The organism is Streptomyces sp. NBC_01454, assembly GCF_036227565.1.
GTDB lineage: Bacteria > Actinomycetota > Actinomycetes > Streptomycetales > Streptomycetaceae > Streptomyces.
Genome location: NZ_CP109460.1, coordinates 471,373 through 492,220 on the forward strand (window position 1 = coordinate 471,373; position 20,848 = coordinate 492,220).

Below are 20,848 nucleotides of genomic sequence, written 5' to 3' on the forward strand. Positions count from 1 at the left end.
AGGAACGCCCCCTGATGAACCACGACGTCATCGTGCTCGGCGCCGGCCTCGCCGGACTCGCCGCGGCACGGGACCTGAGCGCGGCCGGCGCCGATGTGCTCGTCCTGGAGGCCCGTGACCGGGTCGGCGGACGCGTCGAACAGGCCGTGCTGCCCGACGGCCGGCTGGTCCAGCTCGGCGGAGAGGTGGTCGGCCGGGCACACACCGCCTATCTCGCGCTGGCCGCGGAGCTCGGACTGACCCTCGTGCCCAGCTATGTCGCCGAGCCCGGCCGGATGGCGCGGGCCACCGCGGAAGGGGTCTCAGCCGGCGACCCGCCGCACTGGTTCGGCCCCGGCGACCAGACCTGTCACGAGCAGGTCACCGAGGCGTTCGTGGCGCTGGCACGGACCGTCGACCCCGAGGACCCGTGGTCCCTTCCGCACGCCGCGGCCCTCGACCGGTTGTCGGTCGGTGCCTGGCTGCGCGGCGAGGGGGCGAGCCCGGCCGTCGTACGGCTCTGGGAGATCGGTCAACTGGCCCTGGCCAGCGGCTCCTGCGAGCGCACCTCCCTGCTCGCCGCGCTGCGCAAGCACGCCGCCGTCCCCGGTGACGACCCCTACGCCTACGAGGACTGGGAAGGGCTGCGGGTGGCCGAGGGCTCGGCGACCGTGGCGCTGCGGATGGCGGCGGAACTCGGCCATCGCATCCGCCTCTCGGCACCGGTCACAGAGGCCGCGGTGCGCCCGGGCGGCTGCCGGGTGCGGCTGGCCGGCGGGGAGACCCTGGCCGCGGACGCACTGGTCAGCGCGCTGCCGGTGGGCCCGCTCCGCTCGGTGGCCGTCACCGGGGTCTCCGATGCCCGCCTCGCCTCGCTGCACCGTCAGCGCCAGGCCGTCGCCGCGAAGTTCGCGGCGGCCTACGACAAGCCCTTCTGGCGCAGCCTGGACCTCAACGGCCTCTCCGAATGCGAGGGCGTGCTCGGCAGCACCTGGCCGCAGAGCGAGGGCATCCTGTCCGCACTGATCCCTCCGGAGCGCTACGGCGTCCTGCTGGGGATGCCCGCCGCGGTCCGTGACCAGGAGCTGCTGTCCGACGTGGCCCGTCTCTACGGCCCGGAGGCGCTCCAGCCGTTCACGTCGTATCTGCGCATGTGGGGCACCGACCCGTGGACCCAGGGCTATGTCACGCACTGGAGCCCCGGCGACGTGATGGCGGTCGGCCCGCTGCACGGCACCCATGAACCGCCCTTCTACATCTGCGGATCGGACCAGTGGGTGGCCGGCTACATGGAAGGCGCAGTGCGCACCGGGCGCGCGGCGGCGCGGGAGGTGCTGCGCCATGGCTGAGCCGGCCGCCCCCTCCCCCGTCCTCAACCACATCGCCGGGGCCGACCGGCCGTCGGCCTCCGGCGCCTCGATGGCGCTCGTCAACCCCGCCACCGGCGCGGTGCACGGCAGCGCGCCCCGCTCCGGGCCGTCCGACACCGACGCGGCCTGCACGGCGGCACAGGCCGCCCTCGACGGCTGGTCCCTGACCACCCCCGCGCAGCGGCAGCGGGCCCTGCTGGGGATCGCCGAGGCGATCGAGGCCCACGCCGACGCCCTGGTGGCCGCCGAGGTCGGGGACACCGGCAAGCCGCCCGGGCGGTTCCGGTCCGAGGAACTGCCCGCGGTCACCGACACGTTCCGCTTCTTCGCGGGGGCGGCGCGCAATCTCCCGGGGGCGGCCGCCGCCGAGTACACCGAGGGCCGCACCTCGGTGCTGCGGCGCGAACCGGTCGGGGTCTGCGCCCAGATCACCCCCTGGAACTACCCGCTGATGATGGCCGCGTGGAAGATCGCCCCGGCCCTCGCGGCAGGCAACACCTGTGTCCTCAAGCCCGCCGACACCACCCCTTCGTCGGCCGCGCTGCTCGCCCGGATCGCGGCGGAGCAGCTGCCGTCCGGGGTGCTCAATGTGGTCTGCGGTGACCGCGACACCGGCCGGTCGCTGACCGCGCACCCCGTGCCCCGTCTGATCGCGGTCACCGGCAGCGTCCGGGCGGGGCGGGAGATCGCTGCCACCGCCGCCGCGGACCTCAAGCGGGTGCATCTGGAACTGGGCGGGAACGCCCCGGTCGTCGTCCATGACGATGTGGACCTCGAGGCCACCGCGGCCGAACTGGCGGCCGTGGCCTACTACAACGCCGGCCAGGACTGCACCGCTGCCACCCGGCTGCTGGTGCACCGGCGGCGGTATGACGCCTTCGTCGCCGCGTTCGCCGCCCAGGCGCGCACGCTGCGCACCGGGCCGCCCGACGAGGCGCCGGCGGACTACGGACCGCTCAACAGCGCGACTCAACTTGCCTCTGTACAGGGCTTGTTGAGCCGTCTCCCGGCGCATGCGGAGGTGGTGACGGGAGGAGCCGCGGCCGGGCGGGCGGGCTGGTTCCACGAGCCCACGGTGGTCGCCGGGGTGCGGCAGGGCGACAAGATCGTGCAGGAGGAGATCTTCGGCCCGGTCGTCACCGTGCAGCCCTTCACCGACGAGGACGAGGCCCTGCGGCTGGCGAACGGGGTCCGGTTCGGTCTGGCGGCGAGCGTGTGGACCGGCGACCACGGGCGGGCCATGCGGGCCACCCGGGCGCTGCACACCGGGATCGTCTGGGTGAACACCCATGGCACCACCGTCTCGGAGATGCCGCACGGCGGGGTCAAGCACTCCGGCTACGGCAGCGATCTGTCCCTGGCGGGCCTGCTGGACTACACCCAGGTCAAGCACGTCATGCTGTGAGACGGCGGCCGCGCCCCGCGCCCCGCGCTCAGGGGCACGGCGGCTCGGTTTCGGCGGCGCTCCCGCCGGGGGCCGCGGCGGGAGTGCCCTGTGCACCCGTCAGATCCCGGGCCAGGGCGACGCGGGAGAGCAGCATCGCGCCCCACAGGACCAGGGCGACGCCCAGGGCCTCGGGCAGCAGCCACCAGCCGGTGCGGACCCGCTCGTCGTAGAGGGTGACCCCCAGCGACAGGCTCACCAGCGCGTCCCCGAGGGTGAGCACCGGCTGGGAGGCGGTCAGCGGGCCCGATTGCATGGCGTTCTCCAGGAGGAAGATGGCCATGACCCCGACCACGGCGAAGCCGTAGGTCTGCCATGCGGTGAAGAACGCGCCGGGGCCGCCGGCCTGCCAGGTGTGCGTCGCGTCCTTCATCAGGGCCGCGGTGAGCGCGTAGGCGACGGCCGTGGCCCCGGCGAAGCAGGCCGCCCGTACGCCGCCCGCGCCACGGCGCAGGGCGGCGCCGACGGCCGTGGCGATCACCCCGGCGCAGACCACGAGGGCGGGCACCCAGCGGCCGAACGGGGCGTGGGCGGTGCCGATGGTGGGCGCGGCGGCGGCGAGGGCGGAGCCGAGTCCGACCACGAGCAGCGCCACTCCCGCCCAGCCACTGCGGGGGATCCGTCCGCCGAGGAGTACCCGGCCGATGAGCAGCGCGAGCGGCAGTTCCAGCACGAAGAGGGGCTGCACCACCGACAGCGCCCCCTGCGACAGCGCCAGCGCCTGGAAGCACGCCGCGGCGACGACCGCGAGCATCCCGCCGAGCCAGACGGCACGGTGCAGCAGATCGACGAGCAGCCCCAGGCGCAGCCCGGCGGACAGTGGGACGGTCCGGGCCGCGCGCCGCTGCAGCACCGTGGCCAGTGCGTTGCTGGCCGCCGCGAGCAGCGCGAACAGCACGGACGGCCATGTGGCCACGCGCCCACCTCCTGGTCGGCCACCCGGTCACCGGGCGGTGCCGCGCCGGTCCTCGGGCGGGGCGGTGTGGCGCCGTGGTGGGCTTCGACGCTATCGGCAGCCGGCGCCGACGCCCCGCCGACACGGACGCCGGGCGGCCGCATTCGCTGAGCTGGACGGTGGTCGCCGGGGTGGCGGGGCCGCGGACCGGGTTCCGCGCGGCCGTGTCCGGGGTGCCGCGTCACCGTGTCCGTTTGCGCTGTCGTCCGGCCACGTCCGGAGTGTCGTCCGACCGTGTCCCGGGTGGCAGATCTTGCCTCGTCGGCGGCGAACGAGCAGGTCACAGCCGTCGGCCGGCCGGCGGCAGGTGGCGCAATAGTGCGGCAACACCACTGGCCGGATCCGGTCGGTATGGTCCACCGCATGCCAGCCGAACGCACCCGCCAGCACACCACACCGGTCGCTGCCGCCCGCCGGCGCCGGCTCCGTGCGGACCGCGCCCGGCAGCTCGCCGACCTGCTGCGCCACCAGGTGCTCGCGGGCCGCTTCCCCGACGGCGTCCTGCCGCACGAGGAGGAGATCGGCACGGACTTCGGCGCGTCGCGCAACACCGTGCGCCAGGCCCTGGACCTGCTGCGCGCCGAACAGCTCGTGGCCCGCCAGCCGGGTGTGGGCACGGTCGTGGTGTGCCGCAAGTACCCGCATGCCCTGGACCGGTTGCAGGGGCTCGCCGAGACCCTGCAACCGCACGGCAGGGTCACCAATGAGGTACGCACCCTCAGCCCGGTTGCCGCACCGGGCCCGGTGGCGGACCGGCTGCGGATCCCGCCGCGCAGCGACGTGCTGTATGTGGAGCGGCTGCGCCGGCTGGACGGTCTGCCGCTGTCCCTGGACCTCACCTATGTCCCGATGGACCTCGGTCTGTCGCTGCTCGACGCCGACCTGGAGAACAACGATGTGTTCCGGCTGATCGAGGAGGCCGCCGGACAGCCGCTGGGCACCGCCGAGATCAGCCTGGAGGCCGTCAACGCCGATGCGCACTCCGCCGCCGTGCTGGAAGCGCCGCGCGGCACCGCCCTGCTGATGCTGGAGCGCCTCACCCAGCTCGCCGACGGCTCCCCCGTCGACCTGGAGTTCATCCGCTTCCGCGGGGACCGCCTCACCATGCGGGGCCTGCTGCGCCGCACGCTCTGAGCCCCGCCGCCCCCTCTCGTCCCCCTCCGCCCTGCCCCGCCCTGCCCGGAGACCGCCATGCCTCTTGTGCCCCAACGCGGCGACGTGCCCGTGACCATCGACGAGTCCCGGTGCATCGACGGCTGCACGCTGTGCGTCGACATGTGCCCGCTGGACTCGCTCGCCATCGACCCGTCGAGCAACAAGGCCTATATGCACGTCGACGAGTGCTGGTACTGCGGCCCGTGCGCCGCACGCTGTCCCACCGGCGCGGTCACGGTCAACATGCCCTACCTGCTGCGATGAGAGGCCTTTGACGATGAGCTCCCGATTCCCGGGCTCCCGGTCCGCTCCGTTCCCCGTCACCTTCCCCTTCCCCGCCGTGTCCGCTCCCGCTTCCGCCCGCCGCCCGGCCGGTCGCCGGGCGCTGCGGGCGGCGCTCTCGGCCGCCCTGCTGATGGGCTCGCTCAGCGCCTGCGGCACCGCCGCGGACGCCTCGGACGGCAAGACCGTCACCGTGACCGTCGGCTACCAGTCCAAGACCATCAACACCGTCACCGCCGGCACCCTGCTCCGCTCGCTGGGCTCCTTCGAACGTGCCCTGCGCGCCCAGGGCAGACGCGACGGCACGACGTACCGGGTGCGCTGGCAGGACTACGCGACCGGTGCGCCGATCACCGCGCAGATGGTCGCGGGCAAGGTCGACATCGGCTCGATGGGCGACTTCCCGCTGCTCCTCAACGCCGCCCGCGGCACGCAGCTGCGCGCCCCGACCCGGCTGGTGTCGGTCACCGGCTACAACCTGCGCGGAGCGCTCAACACCATTGTCACCAGGCCCGGTTCCACGCTGCGCGCGCTGGCGGACCTGCGCGGCAAGAACGTCTCCAGCAGCGTCGGCTCGGCCTCCGACGGCACACTCGTCCGGGCGCTGCGACAGGCCGGTATCGACCCGGAGCACGGCATCCACAAGCTCAACCAGCAGCCGGCCGTCGGGGCCTCGGCGCTCCGGTCGGGCAGCGCGGACGCCCTCTCCCAGTTCGTCGCCTGGCCCGGGCTGCTCGCCTTCCAGGGCCAGGCGCGGGCGCTCTACGACGGGGGCGCGCTCGACCTGCCCACCTTCCACGGCGTGACCGTACGCGAGGCGTTCGCCACCCGGCACCCGGCCCTGGTGCGGGCGTTCCTGACCGCGCAGCGGGACGCGACGCGCTACCTGCGGGCCCATCCGGTCGACGCCGCCCGGAAGGTCGCCGCGGCCACCGGGCTGCCGCCCGAGGTGGTCTACCTCTACAACGGCTCCGGCGGCATCGCCACCTTCGATCCCACCCTCAAGCCGCGGCTGCTCGCCGCGCTGAAGAAGGACGTAGGGGTGCTGCGCGCGGCCCGGCTGACCGGACCGGTCGCTGTGGACTCCTTCGTCGACGACCGTTATCTCCGGCAGAGTTACGGCAGCGGCTACGCCAAGGCCGTGCGCGGCACCGCGCGTCCGTCGCCGGACGAGGTGTGGCTGCGCGGCGAGGACCGTACCCACAGCTTCGCCGGGCCTGCCGCCCTGCTGCGGTTCGCCGCCGCCCACCGCGGCACGGTGCGGGCCGCGTACACGGCCGATACGACGACCGGCAGCCGCTGGTTCGCCGACCGGTCGGTCTGGGTGCACGACGGGGCCCGGCTGCTGCCCTTCACCACCCGCGCCACCGCCGACTCCTGGACGCGCCGGCACCGCGGTGCCCGCACCGTCGGCTACGCCGCCGCGCTGGAGCTGGCCCGGTGAGCGCGCCCACGACCACGCCCGGCGCCCCCGGGCGGACGGGCCCGCGCCCGGCGCCCTGGGCCCGGCACGCCCGGCGTACCGCTGCGCTCCTCGCGGCGCTCGCGCTGTGGCAGTTGCTCGCCCAGTTCCGGGTGCACCTGTGGCTGCGGTTCTCGCAGTTCCCGACGGTCATCGAGACGGCCCGGGAGTCCGCCCGCCGGCTCGGTACCGGCGCCTACTGGCAGGACGTGTCCGAAAGCCTGACCCGGATCGTCGGTGGCTTCGCCCTCGCCGCCGTCCTGGGCGTCGCCGTCGGCACCGCCCTCGCCCGCTCCGCCCTGGCCTTCGATCTGCTCGGCCCGCTGCTCGAAGTGCTGCGCCCGATACCGGCGATCGCGCTGGTGCCGGTGGCGATCCTGCTGTTCCCCAGCAATGAACAGGGCATCGTCTTCATCACCTTCGCCGCGGCGTTCTTCCCCATCACGGTCTCCACCCGGCATGCGGTGCGGGCGCTGACGCCGGTCTGGGAGGAAGCGGTCCGCACCATGGGCGCGGGCCGGTGGCGGGTGCTGTGGTCGGTGGTGCTGCCGGGGGCGCTGCCCGGCATCCTCGGCGGGCTGTCGGTCGGCGTCGGTGTCTCGTGGATCTGTGTGATCTCCGCCGAGATGATCTCCGGTGAGTACGGCGTGGGCTACCGCACCTGGCAGGACTACACCGTCCTCGACTACCCGGGCGTCTTCGTCGGGATGGCCACCATCGGCCTGCTCGGCCGGCTCACCTCCACCGGGGTGGAGCTGCTGGGCCGGCGCCTGACCCGGTGGCTGCCGCGGACGGCGGACGGCCCGGGCCCGGTGGCCGCGGTGCGGCGGACCCGGTGGCGAAGGGCCCGCACGGTAGCGGAGGGATCGTCATGACCGACACCGAGCTCTCCCCGGCGGCCCCCGCGCAGACCGGTGCCCCGGGCCTGCGGCTGACCCTCGCCGATGCCGCGCTCGGCCGGCCCGGCGCCCCCGTGCTGCACGGCTTGGACCTCGACGTCGCCGCGGGCGAGATCCTCACCGTCGTCGGCCCGTCCGGCTGCGGCAAATCCACCCTGCTGCGCACGCTGGCGGGTCTGCTGCCCCCGCTCGGCGGCCGGCTGAGCCAGGACGGCGCACCCGTCGCGGGCCCCGCCGCCGACCGTGCGCTGATCTTCCAGGAGGACGCGCTGCTGCCCTGGCGCACCCTGCGGGCCAATGTGGAACTCCCGCTGGCCATCCGCGGCGTGGCCCGCCCGGCGCGCCGGGCACGGGCCGGCGAATGGCTGGCCCGGGTCGGCCTGACCGCCCATGCCGGCCGCCTGCCGCACCAGGCCTCCGGCGGCCAGCGGCAGCGCGCCCAGCTGGCGCGTGCGCTGGCCGGACGGCCGCGCGCGGTCCTGATGGACGAACCCTTCGGGGCGCTCGATGCCCAGACCCGGGCCGATATGCAGCAGTTGCTGGTGACGGCGCTGAGCGGCACCCGGGCCACCGTCGTCTTCGTCACCCATGACGTGGACGAGGCGCTGTTCCTGGGTGACCGGGTCGCGCTGCTGGGCACCGGCCGGGTGCTGGACGTCCCGCGGCCCCGGGCACGCGCGGCGCAGGCCGAACCGGCGACGGCCGCGCTGCGCCGCGAGGTCCTGGCCTCCCTGGGCGGCCGGGCCGAGGCCCGGCCCGGCGCCCCTCGCCCGGCGTGACCCGCCCTGACCGCTGTGACCGGCACGTCGTGTGACGTGACCGGCGACCGAAAGGCACCGCCATGGACACCACGGAAGCCATGGAGATCCCCTCCCCCGACACCGCCGAGGAACTGTCCTGCGACGTCCTCGTCATCGGCGGCGGCACCGCCGGGACCATGGCGGCGCTCACCGCCGCCGAACAGGGCGCCTGCGTCCTGCTGCTGGAGAAGGCGCACGTGCGGCACTCCGGTGCGCTCGCCATGGGCATGGACGGGGTCAACAACGCCGTCATCCCGGGCCGCGCGGAACCCGACGACTATGTCGCCGAGATCACCCGCGCCAACGACGGCATCGTCGACCAGTCCACCGTCCGGCAGACCGCGACCCGCGGCTTCGCGATGGTGCGGCGGCTGGAGTCCTACGGCGTGAAGTTCGAGAAGGACGAGCACGGCGCGTACGCGGTCCGCCGGGTGCACCGCTCCGGGTCGTATGTGCTGCCGATGCCGGAGGGCAAGGACGTCAAGAAGGTCCTCTACCGACAGTTGCGGCGGCGCGAGATGCGCGAGCGGATCCGCATCGAGAACCGCATCATGCCGGTGCGGGTGCTGACCGCCGGCGGCCGGGCGGTCGGCGCGGCGGGTTTCCACACCCGTACGGGACGGTTCGTCACGGTCCGCGCCGGTGCGGTGATCCTCGCCACCGGCGCCTGCGGCCGCCTCGGCCTGCCCGCCTCCGGCTATCTGTACGGCACCTACGAGAACCCCACCAATGCCGGCGACGGCTACGCCATGGCCTACCACGCGGGCGCCGAACTCACCGGCATCGAGTGCTTCCAGATCAACCCGCTGATCAAGGACTACAACGGCCCGGCCTGCGCCTATGTCGCCAATCCCTTCGGCGGCTACCAGGTCAACCGGCACGGTGCGCGGTTCGTGGAATCCGATTACTGGTCGGGGCAGATGATGGCGGAGTTCGCGGCCGAGGTCGCCTCCACACGGGGACCGGTCTACCTGAAGCTCAGTCACCTCCCGGAGGAGTCCGTCGCCGCCCTGGAGACGATCCTGCACACCACGGAACGCCCCACCCGGGGCACCTTCCATGCCGGACGCGGCCACGACTACCGCACCCACGACGTGGAGATGCACATCTCCGAGATCGGTCTGTGCGGCGGGCATTCGGCGTCCGGCGTGCGCGTCGACGACCGTGCCCGCACGACCGTGCCGGGGCTGTACGCGGCCGGCGACCTGGCCTGCGTCCCGCACAACTACATGATCGGGGCATTCGTCTTCGGTGACCTGGCCGGCGAGGACGCCGCACAACACCGGGCGTACCAGGGCGAGTTGCCCGTCGAGCAAGTGCGCGCCGCCCATGAGCTGATCTACCGTCCGCTGCGCCACCCCGACGGCCCGCCGCAGCCCCAGGTCGAATACAAGCTCCGTCGTTTCGTCAACGACTATGTCGCCCCGCCAAAGAGCGGCGCCCGGCTGTCGCTGGCCGTCGAGCACTTCACCCGGATGCACTCCGATATCGCCGCCATGGGGGCCCGCACCCCGCACGAGCTGATGCGCTGCGCCGAGGTCACCTTCATCCGCGACTGCGCCGAGATGGCCGCCCGCTCGTCGCTGGCCCGTACCGAGTCCCGCTGGGGCCTCTACCACGCGCGCACGGACCACCCGAAGACCGATGACCGCGACTGGCTGCACCACCTCGACCTGCGCAAATCGGCCACCGGAGCAATGGAGTTCACCGCCCGCCCGGTGGCGCCGTACCTCGTCCCGGTCGACGAGTACACCCCTGTGGGCGGCGCCTCCCGCTTCCTCGGCGAGGTCCATCCGGAACAGGTCGCGACGGCGGGTCGGCGGGACACCCCGCCGGTGGGGTCCACGGGCGCGGTTGCGGACGGCGGGACGGCCGGTGTCCCCGTCGGCGACGCCGCCGGGGACGGCACTCCCCCCTCCCCCCGCATCCTCGAACTCCTCGCCCTCACCGAGGACCAGCCGGACCTCCCGGCGCTGCGCCCCTACCTGGCCGATCCCGACCCGGCCGTCCGCCGGGCCGCGGTCGACGCACTCACCGAGAGCGTCCCGCCGGGTACGGGCCCGGCCCTCGCCACCGCCCTCGCCGATCCCGCCCCGGCCGTCCGGGCCGCCGCCGGCGCCTCCCTGCGCGAACTGGTCGAGGTGCTCCCGCCGGCGGCCGGCCTGCGGACCCCGCTGGCCGCGGCCGTGCACGGGCCGGACGCCGTCGTCCGGTCGGCGGCCGTGGAGGTGCTGCGCGCGCTCCGTCTCGGCGACCGGGCGCTGTTCGCCGACGCGCTCGGCGACCCGGCCGTGGACGTACGCCTCCAGGCCGTCCGGGCCCTGGTCTCCGTCGACGCCCCGCACGACCTGCGGCGGGCCGCCGAGGACGACTCCCGTGAGGTGCGGGTGGCCGCCGCGCAGGGGCTCGGTACGGTCGGCCGGCCCGAGGAGCTGGCGGCGTTCCTGCCCGACGCCGATCCCCTCGTCCGCGCCGCGGCGCTCACGGCGCTGGCCACGGCCGGCTGCCCGCCGCCGTACGACGCGGCGGCCGTCGCGGCGCTCGGCGATCCCGCCTGGCAGGTCCGCGCCGGTGCCGCCACGGCCCTGGCCGCCGCCGGCTCCCCCACCGCCGTGACCGCGCTCTCCGCCGCGCTCGGCGACCCGCACGCGGACGTGCGCAAGGCCGCGGTGCTCGCGCTGCGCGCCCACGCCGGCCGCGCGGACGCCCGCCGGGCCCTGGCCTCGGTCGCCGACGACCCGGACGCCGATGTCCGGGCCTACGCCCGCCCGGCGGCGAACCCGGCGGCGAACCCGGCAGCAAAGGGGTGACACACGTTCGGGCCGTCCGGGTGGCCGGGCGGGGCCGGGGGCCGAAGGCTGAAGGCCGTCAGCGCACCGCACGGGATACCGGCCGCCGGCCGGACACCGCCGGCCCCTGGCGCCGCCGCGCGTCCGGGGCCGGCCGGCACGGCGGCGCCCACGCGTCAGGAAGGGCTGATCAGGAATCCTCATGTCCCGTCCGTCCCCGGAGTGGCCCCGCTACGTCGAGTTCGCGCCGACCGTCCTGGTCGCCGCGGGACTCCTCTGGGACGTGTTCTCGCCCGCGGACTACTGGGGTGACCCGATGCTCATCGCGGCGAGCGTGACGGCCGGTGCGCTGCTCTCCCTACGGCACACCCTGACGATCGGCGCCGTCATCATCGTCGGTGTCTTCGTACTGACGGTGAAGGACGGCACCGCCAACGACATCGTGGGGCATGTGGAGCTCATCAACACCGTCTTCGCCGCGCTCATGGGCGTCGGTGTCAACCGGGTGGTGGCCCGGCACGGACGCCGCCTGGACGTCGTCCGCACGGTGGCCGAGGCCGCCCAGCGCGCCGTCCTCCCCGCGCCCCCGAAACGCATCGGCCCGCTGACCGTCGCCGCCCGCTACCAGGCCGCCCAGAGCCAGGCCCGGATCGGCGGGGACGCCTACGCCGTGCAGCGCACCCCGTTCGGCGTCCGGCTGCTGATCGCCGACGTACGCGGCAAGGGGCTGGGCGCGGTAAGTGCCGTGTCCGTGCTGCTGGGTGCGTTCCGCGAGGCGGCCGAGCAGGAACCGGACCTCACGACGGTGGCCGACCGGATGGAGCGCGCCCTGCTCCGGGAGAGCGAGCAGACCTCCGAGGAGGACCGTCTGGAAGGCTTCATCACGGCCCTGGTCTGCGAAGTCCTCCCGGGCGGCAGCGGGCTGCGGCTGCTGGACTGCGGCCATCCCGCGCCCTACCTCTGCCAGGGCGGTGAGGTGCGCCCCCTGGAGACCCGCGATCCGGGTCTCCCCCTCGGCATCGGGACGCTGGGCGCGGCGCGGACCGCACCGGCCGACTGGCCGTTCCCGGCGGGCAGCACACTGCTGCTGGTCACCGATGGGGTGACCGAGGCCCGCAACCGTGCCGGCACGTTCTACGACCCGGCGGAACAGCTGACGGGCCGCGGCCCCTTCCGCGGCCCCCAGGACCTGATCGACGTGCTGGTGCGGGACGTCGAGCGCTGGACCGGCGGGCCGCGCGACGACGACATGGCGGTCCTGGCGATCGGCCGGCAGGCGGAGGGCCGCCGCCGGTTCCGGAACGGCGGGAACGGCGCGGAGCGCTGACCGGAGGCCGCGAGGAGGGACCCGATCGATCCGGTCGTCCCGGGCCGCGGCCGGCGGCTGTTCGCGGACGCGACCGGTCCGGGCGGACTACGGCTCGCTCCTGACGCCGCGTTGCTGCTTTCCGTGGCCTTTTCGGAATTTCCTCGTGTGCTACCGAAAATCCTTGGTGAAGGATGAGATGATCAGTAAGAGCATCAGCATCCGCACCGAGCGATTCCTCGCTCCCGCGCAGATCGGAGTTGATGTGTCCGACAACAGATCAACCCTGCTGAGTCAGCGCGCCGCCGTGATTTTTCTCCTCGGCGCCCTCACCGCTGTCGGCGCCGGGGTACTCACCTTCTTCAACGGCGGCACCCCGGCTTCCGCGACGCTCGTCGGCGGCGCGGCCTTCGGCGCCGCCGTCACCTTCTTCCATACGGTCATCGACTGAGATTCCGCCCCCGCGCTCCGGCCTCCGACCCGGCCGGCGGCGACCCTCGCACGGACCTCGGTACGGCACGTGCGGGCGGAGCACCACGAGCCGGCCCAGGGCGCGTCGTCCTCGGACCCCGCGGCCAACTGTTCACCGTGCGGGCAGGCTCGCCGCTCACCCGACATCCGGGCAGAACGCGCCGCCCGCTGGCGGACACGGACGGTCACCGGTGCGCGCCCACAGCAACCGGCGGCAGGTGGGAACCCGCGGCCGGCCCGGTTCCGGTGCGCCGAGCGGAATCCGTGCCACCGCATGCGGTGCGCTGCCGGACCTCCAGTGCCAAACTTGAGTCACCGCGCCCGGCTGCCGGCCGGGGCCCTTGTCGCCGAGGGGACCATTATGACCTGGGCATCTTGGACCACTGTCGGGATCCACGCCCTACCCGGCGCGGTTCACACCGCGGAGATCGGCGTGATCAACGGCGATCTGACCATCCATACGACCTGGTCGGAGAATCTGGCCCATGTAGCGGTGCAGTACACCGGGGCCACCGACTGGTACACCATGGCCGGCAGTCCCGTCCCGTGCGATTCCGAGGAAGCCAGCCGCTCCTTCCACCAGGCCGTCGTCGAGGCCGCCCGCGGCGGCGAACGGGCCGAGGCCTCACTGGAGGAGCTCTTCCAGCAGCAGTGACCGCGAGGCACCGGTGACGGGTCCACCGGCCGCCGCACGCCGCTCCCCATACTCCGCACACTCCGCATACTCCGCTCCCGCCTCGCCCTGACGAGCCCGGGAGCGTTGCCACGAGGGCGGCACCCCCCCCCGGGTGCCCCTCGGTCTGCGGCATCTCTTCTGCTGTGTACCGAAGTTGGGCCGATGCCGCCGGCCGCCTGCCGGCTGCCGGCAGCTCGCAGGCGAGTTCCCCGGCAGCTCATGGGTGAGTCCCCGGCAGTTCTTGCGTGGTCGGGATATTCGCTGGTCGCCGCTTGTTGATGGTGGTCATACTGCCGCGATGGATCCAGTGACTCTCGAGACCGACCGTCTGCTGCTGCGGGCCTTCACACCTGCCGACGTGGATGCGGTGTACGAAGCCTGCCAGGACGAAGACATCCAGTTCTACACCCCGGTGCCGGTGCCGTACCGGCGTGCGGACGCGGAGAAGCTCGTCGGCGAGAAGCTGCCCGCCCAGTGGGCCGAGGACAAGGACTACACCCTCGGCGCGTTCCACAAGGACACCGGTGCCCTGGTCGGCTCGTACTGCCTGACCCTCATCAGCCGCGGCGTCTGGGAGCTCGGTTACTGGGCAGTCAAGGAGCAGCGCGGACGCGGGTACTCGGTTGAGGCCGCTCGGGCCCTGTGCGACTGGGGCTGGGCCACGCTCGACGTGCACCGCATCGAGTGGTGGGCCATGGCCGGGAACACCGGCTCGCGTGCCGTCGCCGAGAAACTCGGCTTCACCGTCGAAGGGACACTGCGCAATCGCGGCATCGCCAACGATGGCAAGCCGCACGACTGGTGGGTGGGCGGACTGCTGAGGCCCTGATGCTCCCATTGATCATCGGCGGGCAGCCGTGACGTGGCAGTGGCCGCACGGGCTTTTCGAGTGTGACCAAGAAGTGGGCCCGTGCGGCCTTGACCCATCCTGCCTTCCGCGGCGTCTCGCGTGCACATCTCGGCGATGTGATCGAAGAGTTGGCCGATCTGTGGCTCGCCCGGCGCGAGTCGCAGCTTCGTGAGCGGCGCGGTGCCGAGCGGCAGCGGGAGGCCGGTGCCGGCCCGAAGCACGACCTGGTCTTCACCGACCGCCTGATCGTCACCCTGGTCCGCCTACGCACCGGGCTCCCGCACGCCGCGCTCGCCGAGCTGTACGGCATCGCCCGCTCCACGATCTCCCGCGCCATCGGGGAGATCCGCCCGTTGCCGGCCAAGTGGCTTCGCCATCCCCGACCACTCCGGCGTGCGACTTCGGACCCTGGCGGACGTGTTCGCCTACGCCGAGGCCGCGGGGGCCCGGTTGCGGATCGACGGCGCCGAGACCCAGGTTCGCCGCCCGAAGGCAGGCAGGCCCGGACGGCGGGCCTTCGTCTCCGGCAAGAAGAAGCAGAACACCATCAAGACCACCACCATCAGCGACGGCCAGGGCCGTCTGCTGTGGTCGGGTGCGGACCGCCCGGGCCGCATGCACGACCAGACCGCGACGCGCACCGAGGGTATCGGCGAGCAGTTCCGGCTCCACCCGAAGGTGACGGCCGAGGTCGACGAGGGCTACCAGGGGCTACCGGGGGCTGGCCAACGAGTTTCTTGACCAAATCAGCGCCCCTCCGAAGCCGAAGGGCGACGCGCCGCTCGGCGAGCAGTACGCCTGGCGGGAGATGCGCCGACGGCAGTCCTCGCAGCGGATCTGCATCGAGCACGCCAACGCCGCATTGCGGCAGTGGTGCCCGCTCCAGCGCTACACCGGCCCACGCGAGGACTACGCCGCGACCCGCCAGGCCAGCACGCCCAAACCGCCATCGCGGACCAAGTCGTGAGCAGCCCACAGTTCGCTGCGACTTCGAAGCAACCATTTCCCGCCATCTGATGTCTCCCTCCAGGGAGCACAGTTGGTCACCTTGCAGCTACTCAAAGCTGATCAATTGTCAAATTTCGCCCAGGAATCTCGCATACTGATCTTTTCGCTTTACATGCCCATGCCAGACATACCAGGGTTTGCGCGGGGCCCCACGGCCCCCGTGGTGCACAACAGCACTGCGCGTACGGGCGGTTGGCGTGACCGGCCGCCCCACAGCGCTAAGGACCCATAGCTGTGCGTAGACCCCACATACGCAGACACCGTCTGGCGATCGCCGTCGCCGTGACGACGGCCGCGACGCTCACCGCGGGAGTGGCGAGCGCCGCCTCCGCCACCACCGAGACCGCACCGGCCGCTGCGCCCGCCGCGACGTCCTCCCTCCAGAAGGTCGTGAACGCCGCCCGCGAGGCCGCCGTCGCGCACGCCGCGGCCACCGGAGTGGGCAAGAAGGACACCCTCAAGGCCACGGACACCCTCGTGGACCCCGACGGCCGGCAGCACGTCCGCTTCGTCCGGACCCACCGCGGGCTTCCGGTGCTCGGCGGCGACCTCGTCATCCACCTGACCGCCAAGTCGGCGTACGAGGGCGTGACCCGGGCCTACCGCCACCAGGTCGACGTGGCCGACACGGACCCGAAGCTGTCGGCCCGGGAGGCGCAGTCGAAGGCCGCCACCGTCGCCAAGGGCCAGGCCGGCGACGCCGAACTGATCGTGGACGCCCGCGACGACCGGACCACGCTCGCCTACCAGGTCCAGGTGGACGACAGCCGCACCGCCGAGGCCGACGGTGCCCGTACCGTCATCCTCGACGCGGCCACCGGGGCGGTGCTCAGCAACACCCCGGCCAACGACTCCTTCCTGTCGCCCGCACTGCAGAAGAAGCTGCGCGCACGGGGCGAGCACCTCAACCCCTCGACCGGGCTGGCCGCCCCCGCGGCACCCGTCAGCCCCGAGGCGGCGGCGACCCCCGGCTACCCGGCCGCGGCCAAGGGCACCGGTTCGTCCCTGTTCGTCGGCACGGTGCAGCTGTCCACCACCCGGACGGCGAAGAAGTCCTTCACGCTCAAGGACTCCACCCGCGGCAACACCGAGACCCGGGACGCCGGAAACAAGGAGCCGGAGAAGTTCTCCGACAGCAAGGCGTTCACCAGCACCACCAACCGCTGGGGCAACGGCACCACGAGCAGCCGGGCCACCGCCGCCGTGGACGCCCAGTACGGCATCAGCAGCACCCTCGACTTCTACAAGAAGACGTTCGGCCGCAAGGGCATCAACAACGACGGCCGCGGGGCCCACGCCCTGGTGCACTTCGGCAAGAAGGTCGGCAACGCCTACTGGTCGTCCGACTGCGGCTGCATGCTCTACGGCGACGGTGACGGCGCGACGTTCGCCAAGCCCCTGGTCGTCCTGGACGTCACGGGCCATGAGCTCACGCACGGCGTGGTCGACGCGACGGCCAAGCTCCGGCCCACCCGCGTCGACGGGGAGGGCAACCAGTACGGCGAGCCGGGCGCCCTCAACGAGTCGCTGGCGGACATCTTCGGCAGCGCGGTCGAGTTCTCGACCAACAACCCGAAGAACCCGCCGAATTACCTGATGGGCGAGAAGCTCGGCCTCCAGCAGAAGTTCCTGCGCCGCCTGGACAAGCCCTCCCTGGACAAGCTGGAGGGCACCGTCGACTACTGGTCGAAGGCGGCCTACGACACCGAGGTGCACGCCGGTTCCGGTATCTCCTCGCACGCCTTCTACCTGCTGGCCGAGGGCAGCGGGAAGAAGACCATCGGCGGTGTCGCCTATGACTCCCCCACCCACGACGGCTCCAAGGTGACCGGCATCGGGCGGACCAAGGCGACGGCGATCTTCTACCGGGCGCTCACCCGGTACATGGTCTCCACGACCGACTTCCATGACGCGCGGGCCGCGACCCTGCACGCGGCCAAGGACCTGTACGGCGCCTCCAGCACCGCGTACAAGACGGTGGACAAGGCCTGGTCCGCGGTGAACGTGACGGCGGCCAACTCGCCCTCCGCCAAGCACTGATCCTTCGGGACCGGGTACGCGTGGTGCCTCCGCCGGCCGCGGGGGCACCACGCGCTGCGTCCGGCTACGTTGGAGCCCATGATCACTGATCGCACGGGCGGGAAACGGCGGCTCGGCTACCCGGTGGCGGCGGGCGTGTTCGCCGTCGGCATGGCCGGCACCACACTTCCCACCCCGCTGTACGGGCTCTACCGCGCCCAGCTCGGGTTCTCCGAGCTGATGGTGACCGTGGTCTTCGCGGTGTACGCCCTGGGCGTGATCACGGTGCTGCTGCTCGCGGGCAATGTCTCCGACGAGGTGGGGCGGCGTCCGGTGTTGCTGGTCGCGCTGGCGCTGTCCGCGGCAAGCGCCCTGTGCTTCCTCTTCGAGGGCGGGCTGCCGATGCTGCTGCTCGGGCGGGTGTTGTCCGGCTTCGCCGCCGGGCTGTTCAGCGGTGCCGCCACCGCGGCGGTGCTGGAACTCGCCGAGCCCGGCCAGGAGGCGCGGGCGGGGTTCGCCGCCACCGCCGCGAACATGGGCGGCCTCGGCTGCGGCCCGTTGCTGTCGGGTCTGCTGGCCCAGTACGCCCCCTGGCCGCTGCTGCTGCCGTTCGTGGTGCATCTCGCGCTGGTGGCCGTCGCGGCCGTGGCGGCCTGGCTGCTCCCGGAGACCGTCGCGCATCCGCACCGCCCCCGGACACTGCGGCCGCAGGGCCTGGAGCTGCCGCCCGAAGTCCGGGGTGTCTTCGCCCCCTCGGCCGTTGCCGCGTTCGCCGGCTTCTCGCTGCTGGGGCTGTTCACCGCGGTCGCACCGAGCTTCCTCGGCCAGACCCTGGGCGTGCACAACCTGGCCGTCGACGGGCTGATCGTCTTCACCGTGTTCCTGGGGTCCACCACCGGCCAGTCCCTGACGGAACGGATCGGCACCCGCAGGGCGCTCCCCTGCGGCTGTCTGGTGCTGGTGGCGGGCCTGGTGCTGGTGGCCACCTCGCTGCTCGTGGAATCCCTCCCGGTGCTGGTCATCGGGGCCGTCTGCGGCGGCATCGGCCAGGGCCTGGCGTTTCGCGCCGGGCTGACCGCGGTGGGCCGGGCGGCACCGGCCGAGCACCGCGGCGGCACCATCTCGGCCTTCTTCCTCGTCGCCTATCTCGGTATCTCGCTGCCGGTCGTCGGCGTCGGCGCGCTCACCCTCGTGCTCGGTCTGCGCGGCGCGGGCCTGACCTTCTCGGCCTGCGTCATCGTGGTGACGGTGGCCGTCGGGCTCTACGTCCTGCGGCGGCCCCCGGCGGGCGACGACTGACCCTCCGCCGGCCCGGCGCGGCTCCTGTCCGGCGGCGGCCCCGGCGCCCGCCGGACCTCACGGCCCGTCACGCTGCCCCGCCCGCCGCGAACTCCATGGCGGGGAACGCGTCGAGCAGTTGGTTGACACCGATTTCCGGCTCGGCCCCGGCCAGGAGGGCGCCCACGCAGAAGTGCCGGCCGAGGGAGAAGGCGACGTGGTCGGCGGCAGCGCTGAAGGCGGTGGCGGGGGTCAGATCGGTGCGGAAGATGTCTCACGAGCCTGCTCGCTCCCGGCGAGAGCAGCCGACGAGCCTCGTTCCTTGATCGTTCTCAGCGCCAACTGCGCCGGTCCCTTGACATCACGGCGCCTGTTGTGGCTGGCCAGGGCGGTGAATGGGCCTCTTTGACGCTCGGTCATAGTGGGCGCCATGGACTATGACGTAGTGGTGGCCGGAGGCGGCCCGGTCGGACTGATGCTGGCTTGTGAGCTCCGGCTCGGAGGCGCGCGGGTGGCCGTCCTGGAGCGCCTCACCGAAATGGACCCGACGATCAAGGGCGGGGCGATCACCACGCCCAGCGCCGAGGCGCTCTACCGCCGGGGCATGCTGCCCGCGCTGGCCGAGGTGCAGCGGCAGGCGATGGACCGCTTCCAGGCATTCCTACGCGAGCGGAACGGCGGGGACGGAGGCGGGGCCGAGGGCCAAGGGCTCGGGGTCGTCGGGCACTTCGCCGGAATCATGCTGCGCGCCGACCTGGTCGACCGTACGGAGCCGGGCCTCGACGACACCGGACCCGCCGCCGAGATCGCTTTCGTGGCGCAGCAGGACATCGAGCGGCTGCTCGGCGGGCGGGCGGACGAGCTCGGCGTCGACGTGCGCCGGGGAGTGGAGCTGACCGGCTTCGACGCGGACGACGGGGCCGTCACCGTGCGGACCAGCCACGGGGCCATACGCGCCGGCTGGCTCGTGGGCTGCGACGGCGGCCGCAGCGCGGTCCGCAAGCTCGCGGGGTTCGAATTTCCCGGTACGGACCCGGAGATCACCTGTCACCAGGCGGTCGTGGAGATGACCGGCGCAGAGGACCTGAAGGTCGGGTGGGCCGCCACGGACACCGGGGTGTACGCCCACGGGCCGATGCCGGGCCGCGTCGTCACCGTGGAGTTCGACGGCCCGCCGGCCGACCGGGACGCGCCGGTCACCGCCGAGGACCTCCAGGCCCGGCTGCGCCGCGTATCCGGCGTGGACGTCACGATCACCGGGGTGCGGACCGCGACCCGCTTCACCGACCACGCCCGCCAGGTCACCGAGTACCGCAAGGGCCGGGTGCTGCTGGCGGGAGACGCGGCGCACGTGCACTCCGCGTTCGGGAGCCAGGGGCTGAGCCTGGGTATCGGGGACGCGATGAACCTCGGCTGGAAGCTCGCCGCGGTGATCGGCGGCCGGGCGCCGGAAGGGCTGCTGGACACGTACACCTGCGAGCGGCACCCGGTCGGTGCGTGGGTCCTGGACTGGACCCGGTCCCAGGTCGCGGCCATGCGCCCGGACCCGCAGTCCCGGGCCCTGCGCGAGATCGTCAGTGACCTGGCGGGGACGGTCGTGGGCACCACGTACCTCACCGCGCGGCTCAACGGTGGCGGGGTGCGGTACGAGCTGCCGGGCGAGCACCCGCTGACCGGCCGCAGCACCCCGGACCTCGAACTCACCGACGGCGGCCGCCTCGCGGACCACCTCCACGGCGGCCGGGCGCTCCTGCTCGACCTCACCGACGACCCGGAGCTCCGGGCCCTCGCTGCGGGGTATGCCGGCCGCGTCGACACCCTGACGGCCGGCTGCCCGTCCCGCCCGGAACTGGCGGCGGTCCTCGTCCGTCCGGACGGCTTCACGGCCTGGGCAGCCGACGCGGGGGCGCAGGCGGCGACGTCGACGGCCGGGCTGGCGGAGGCGCTGGAGGAGTGGTTCGGAGTGCCCGAGGGTGCGGTGACGCCGGGCTGATCCGCCGCTCTGCCGACTGACTCGAACCGCGAGCCGATCCCACCCACGGCCGCCGCACCCACCCGGTGTGGCGGCCGCCCGCACCCCGGTCCCGGCCCAGCAGCAGCCCGGA

At 73.4% G+C, this 20,848-nt stretch carries 18 protein-coding genes and 2 pseudogenes; 18 read left to right on the plus strand and 2 right to left on the minus strand.

From position 1 onward, the window contains the following. Positions 1–14 precede the first annotated feature (14 nt). Both OIU81_RS01610 and OIU81_RS01615 read left to right on the plus strand, forming a co-directional pair. Positions 15–1,328: a flavin monoamine oxidase family protein gene (locus OIU81_RS01610; protein WP_329142326.1), complete on the plus strand. Its 1,314-nt coding sequence runs from the start codon at positions 15–17 to the stop codon at positions 1,326–1,328. Next, a complete protein-coding gene (locus OIU81_RS01615; RefSeq protein WP_329142328.1) occupies positions 1,321–2,754 on the plus strand; it encodes an aminobutyraldehyde dehydrogenase in 1,434 nt (477 codons plus the stop codon). Before OIU81_RS01610 ends, OIU81_RS01615 begins: the two co-directional genes overlap by 8 nt. Positions 2,755–2,782: 28 nt before the next feature. Here OIU81_RS01615 and OIU81_RS01620 read toward each other — a convergent pair whose 3' ends face one another. Beyond that, complete coding sequence (locus tag OIU81_RS01620; protein WP_329142330.1) at positions 2,783–3,709, minus strand: DMT family transporter; 927 nt, start codon at positions 3,707–3,709, stop codon at positions 2,783–2,785. A gap of 402 nt (positions 3,710–4,111) precedes the next feature. On the opposite strand from OIU81_RS01620, the gene OIU81_RS01625 reads away from it, so the two are divergent. From OIU81_RS01625 to OIU81_RS01695, 15 genes and pseudogenes are all read left to right on the plus strand, one after another. Then, positions 4,112–4,882, plus strand: a complete 771-nt coding sequence (locus tag OIU81_RS01625; protein ID WP_329142332.1) for a GntR family transcriptional regulator — start codon at positions 4,112–4,114, stop codon at positions 4,880–4,882. A gap of 57 nt (positions 4,883–4,939) precedes the next feature. Further along, positions 4,940–5,167 carry a 4Fe-4S dicluster domain-containing protein gene (locus tag OIU81_RS01630; RefSeq protein WP_329142334.1) on the plus strand — a complete coding sequence of 76 codons (228 nt, stop codon included), beginning with the start codon at positions 4,940–4,942 and terminating at the stop codon, positions 5,165–5,167. Positions 5,168–5,180: 13 nt separating this feature from the next. Next, complete coding sequence (locus tag OIU81_RS01635) at positions 5,181–6,629, plus strand: ABC transporter substrate-binding protein (RefSeq protein ID WP_329142336.1); 1,449 nt, start codon at positions 5,181–5,183, stop codon at positions 6,627–6,629. After that, a complete protein-coding gene (locus OIU81_RS01640) occupies positions 6,626–7,522 on the plus strand; it encodes an ABC transporter permease (RefSeq protein WP_329142339.1) in 897 nt (298 codons plus the stop codon). Before OIU81_RS01635 ends, OIU81_RS01640 begins: the two co-directional genes overlap by 4 nt. Beyond that, positions 7,519–8,325, plus strand: a complete 807-nt coding sequence (locus OIU81_RS01645) for an ABC transporter ATP-binding protein (RefSeq protein WP_329142341.1) — start codon at positions 7,519–7,521, stop codon at positions 8,323–8,325. Before OIU81_RS01640 ends, OIU81_RS01645 begins: the two co-directional genes overlap by 4 nt. A 62-nt stretch (positions 8,326–8,387) precedes the next feature. Next, complete coding sequence (locus OIU81_RS01650) at positions 8,388–11,156, plus strand: fumarate reductase/succinate dehydrogenase flavoprotein subunit (protein WP_443073890.1); 2,769 nt, start codon at positions 8,388–8,390, stop codon at positions 11,154–11,156. A gap of 181 nt (positions 11,157–11,337) precedes the next feature. Continuing rightward, positions 11,338–12,462, plus strand: a complete 1,125-nt coding sequence (locus tag OIU81_RS01655; RefSeq protein ID WP_329142343.1) for a PP2C family protein-serine/threonine phosphatase — start codon at positions 11,338–11,340, stop codon at positions 12,460–12,462. A gap of 178 nt (positions 12,463–12,640) precedes the next feature. Continuing rightward, the gene (locus tag OIU81_RS01660; protein WP_329142345.1) at positions 12,641–12,892 is read left to right on the plus strand and encodes a hypothetical protein; all 252 of its coding nucleotides are present in this window, start codon (positions 12,641–12,643) and stop codon (positions 12,890–12,892) included. A gap of 381 nt (positions 12,893–13,273) precedes the next feature. After that, positions 13,274–13,567 (plus strand): hypothetical protein, encoded by a 294-nt coding sequence (locus tag OIU81_RS01665; RefSeq protein ID WP_329142346.1) that lies wholly within the window; start codon positions 13,274–13,276, stop codon positions 13,565–13,567. 319 nt (positions 13,568–13,886) lie between these two features. Then, on the plus strand, positions 13,887–14,417 hold the full coding sequence (locus OIU81_RS01670; RefSeq protein ID WP_329142349.1) for a GNAT family N-acetyltransferase: 531 nt from the start codon (positions 13,887–13,889) through the stop codon (positions 14,415–14,417). A gap of 137 nt (positions 14,418–14,554) precedes the next feature. Beyond that, a pseudogene (locus OIU81_RS01675) lies at positions 14,555–14,743 on the plus strand (transposase family protein); the annotation flags it as partial. An 88-nt stretch (positions 14,744–14,831) separates the two neighbouring features. After that, positions 14,832–15,179 (plus strand): transposase family protein, encoded by a 348-nt coding sequence (locus OIU81_RS01680; protein ID WP_329142351.1) that lies wholly within the window; start codon positions 14,832–14,834, stop codon positions 15,177–15,179. A gap of 67 nt (positions 15,180–15,246) precedes the next feature. After that, on the plus strand, positions 15,247–15,405 hold the full coding sequence (locus tag OIU81_RS01685) for a hypothetical protein (protein ID WP_329142353.1): 159 nt from the start codon (positions 15,247–15,249) through the stop codon (positions 15,403–15,405). A gap of 275 nt (positions 15,406–15,680) precedes the next feature. After that, complete coding sequence (locus tag OIU81_RS01690) at positions 15,681–17,486, plus strand: M4 family metallopeptidase (protein WP_329142355.1); 1,806 nt, start codon at positions 15,681–15,683, stop codon at positions 17,484–17,486. 78 nt (positions 17,487–17,564) lie between these two features. Next, positions 17,565–18,764, plus strand: a complete 1,200-nt coding sequence (locus OIU81_RS01695) for an MFS transporter (RefSeq protein ID WP_329142357.1) — start codon at positions 17,565–17,567, stop codon at positions 18,762–18,764. Positions 18,765–18,831: 67 nt separating this feature from the next. Here OIU81_RS01695 and OIU81_RS01700 read toward each other — a convergent pair. Then, positions 18,832–19,017, minus strand: a pseudogene (locus tag OIU81_RS01700) (cytochrome P450); the annotation flags it as partial. 156 nt (positions 19,018–19,173) lie between these two features. Between OIU81_RS01700 and OIU81_RS01705 the strand changes: the two are divergent. Further along, complete coding sequence (locus OIU81_RS01705; RefSeq protein ID WP_329142360.1) at positions 19,174–20,736, plus strand: FAD-dependent oxidoreductase; 1,563 nt, start codon at positions 19,174–19,176, stop codon at positions 20,734–20,736. The last annotated feature ends 112 nt before the right edge of the window (positions 20,737–20,848 follow it).

Coding starts and splice junctions, on each gene's coding strand:
- OIU81_RS01610 (WP_329142326.1), top strand. CDS start 15: ATGAACCACGACGTCATCGTGCTCGGCGCCGGCCTCGCCGGACTCGCC.
- OIU81_RS01615 (WP_329142328.1), top strand. CDS start 1,321: ATGGCTGAGCCGGCCGCCCCCTCCCCCGTCCTCAACCACATCGCCGGG.
- OIU81_RS01625 (WP_329142332.1), top strand. CDS start 4,112: ATGCCAGCCGAACGCACCCGCCAGCACACCACACCGGTCGCTGCCGCC.
- OIU81_RS01630 (WP_329142334.1), top strand. CDS start 4,940: ATGCCTCTTGTGCCCCAACGCGGCGACGTGCCCGTGACCATCGACGAG.
- OIU81_RS01635 (WP_329142336.1), top strand. CDS start 5,181: ATGAGCTCCCGATTCCCGGGCTCCCGGTCCGCTCCGTTCCCCGTCACC.
- OIU81_RS01645 (WP_329142341.1), top strand. CDS start 7,519: ATGACCGACACCGAGCTCTCCCCGGCGGCCCCCGCGCAGACCGGTGCC.
- OIU81_RS01650 (WP_443073890.1), top strand. CDS start 8,388: ATGGACACCACGGAAGCCATGGAGATCCCCTCCCCCGACACCGCCGAG.
- OIU81_RS01655 (WP_329142343.1), top strand. CDS start 11,338: ATGTCCCGTCCGTCCCCGGAGTGGCCCCGCTACGTCGAGTTCGCGCCG.
- OIU81_RS01660 (WP_329142345.1), top strand. CDS start 12,641: ATGATCAGTAAGAGCATCAGCATCCGCACCGAGCGATTCCTCGCTCCC.
- OIU81_RS01665 (WP_329142346.1), top strand. CDS start 13,274: ATGACCTGGGCATCTTGGACCACTGTCGGGATCCACGCCCTACCCGGC.
- OIU81_RS01670 (WP_329142349.1), top strand. CDS start 13,887: ATGGATCCAGTGACTCTCGAGACCGACCGTCTGCTGCTGCGGGCCTTC.
- OIU81_RS01685 (WP_329142353.1), top strand. CDS start 15,247: ATGCGCCGACGGCAGTCCTCGCAGCGGATCTGCATCGAGCACGCCAAC.
- OIU81_RS01695 (WP_329142357.1), top strand. CDS start 17,565: ATGATCACTGATCGCACGGGCGGGAAACGGCGGCTCGGCTACCCGGTG.
- OIU81_RS01705 (WP_329142360.1), top strand. CDS start 19,174: ATGGACTATGACGTAGTGGTGGCCGGAGGCGGCCCGGTCGGACTGATG.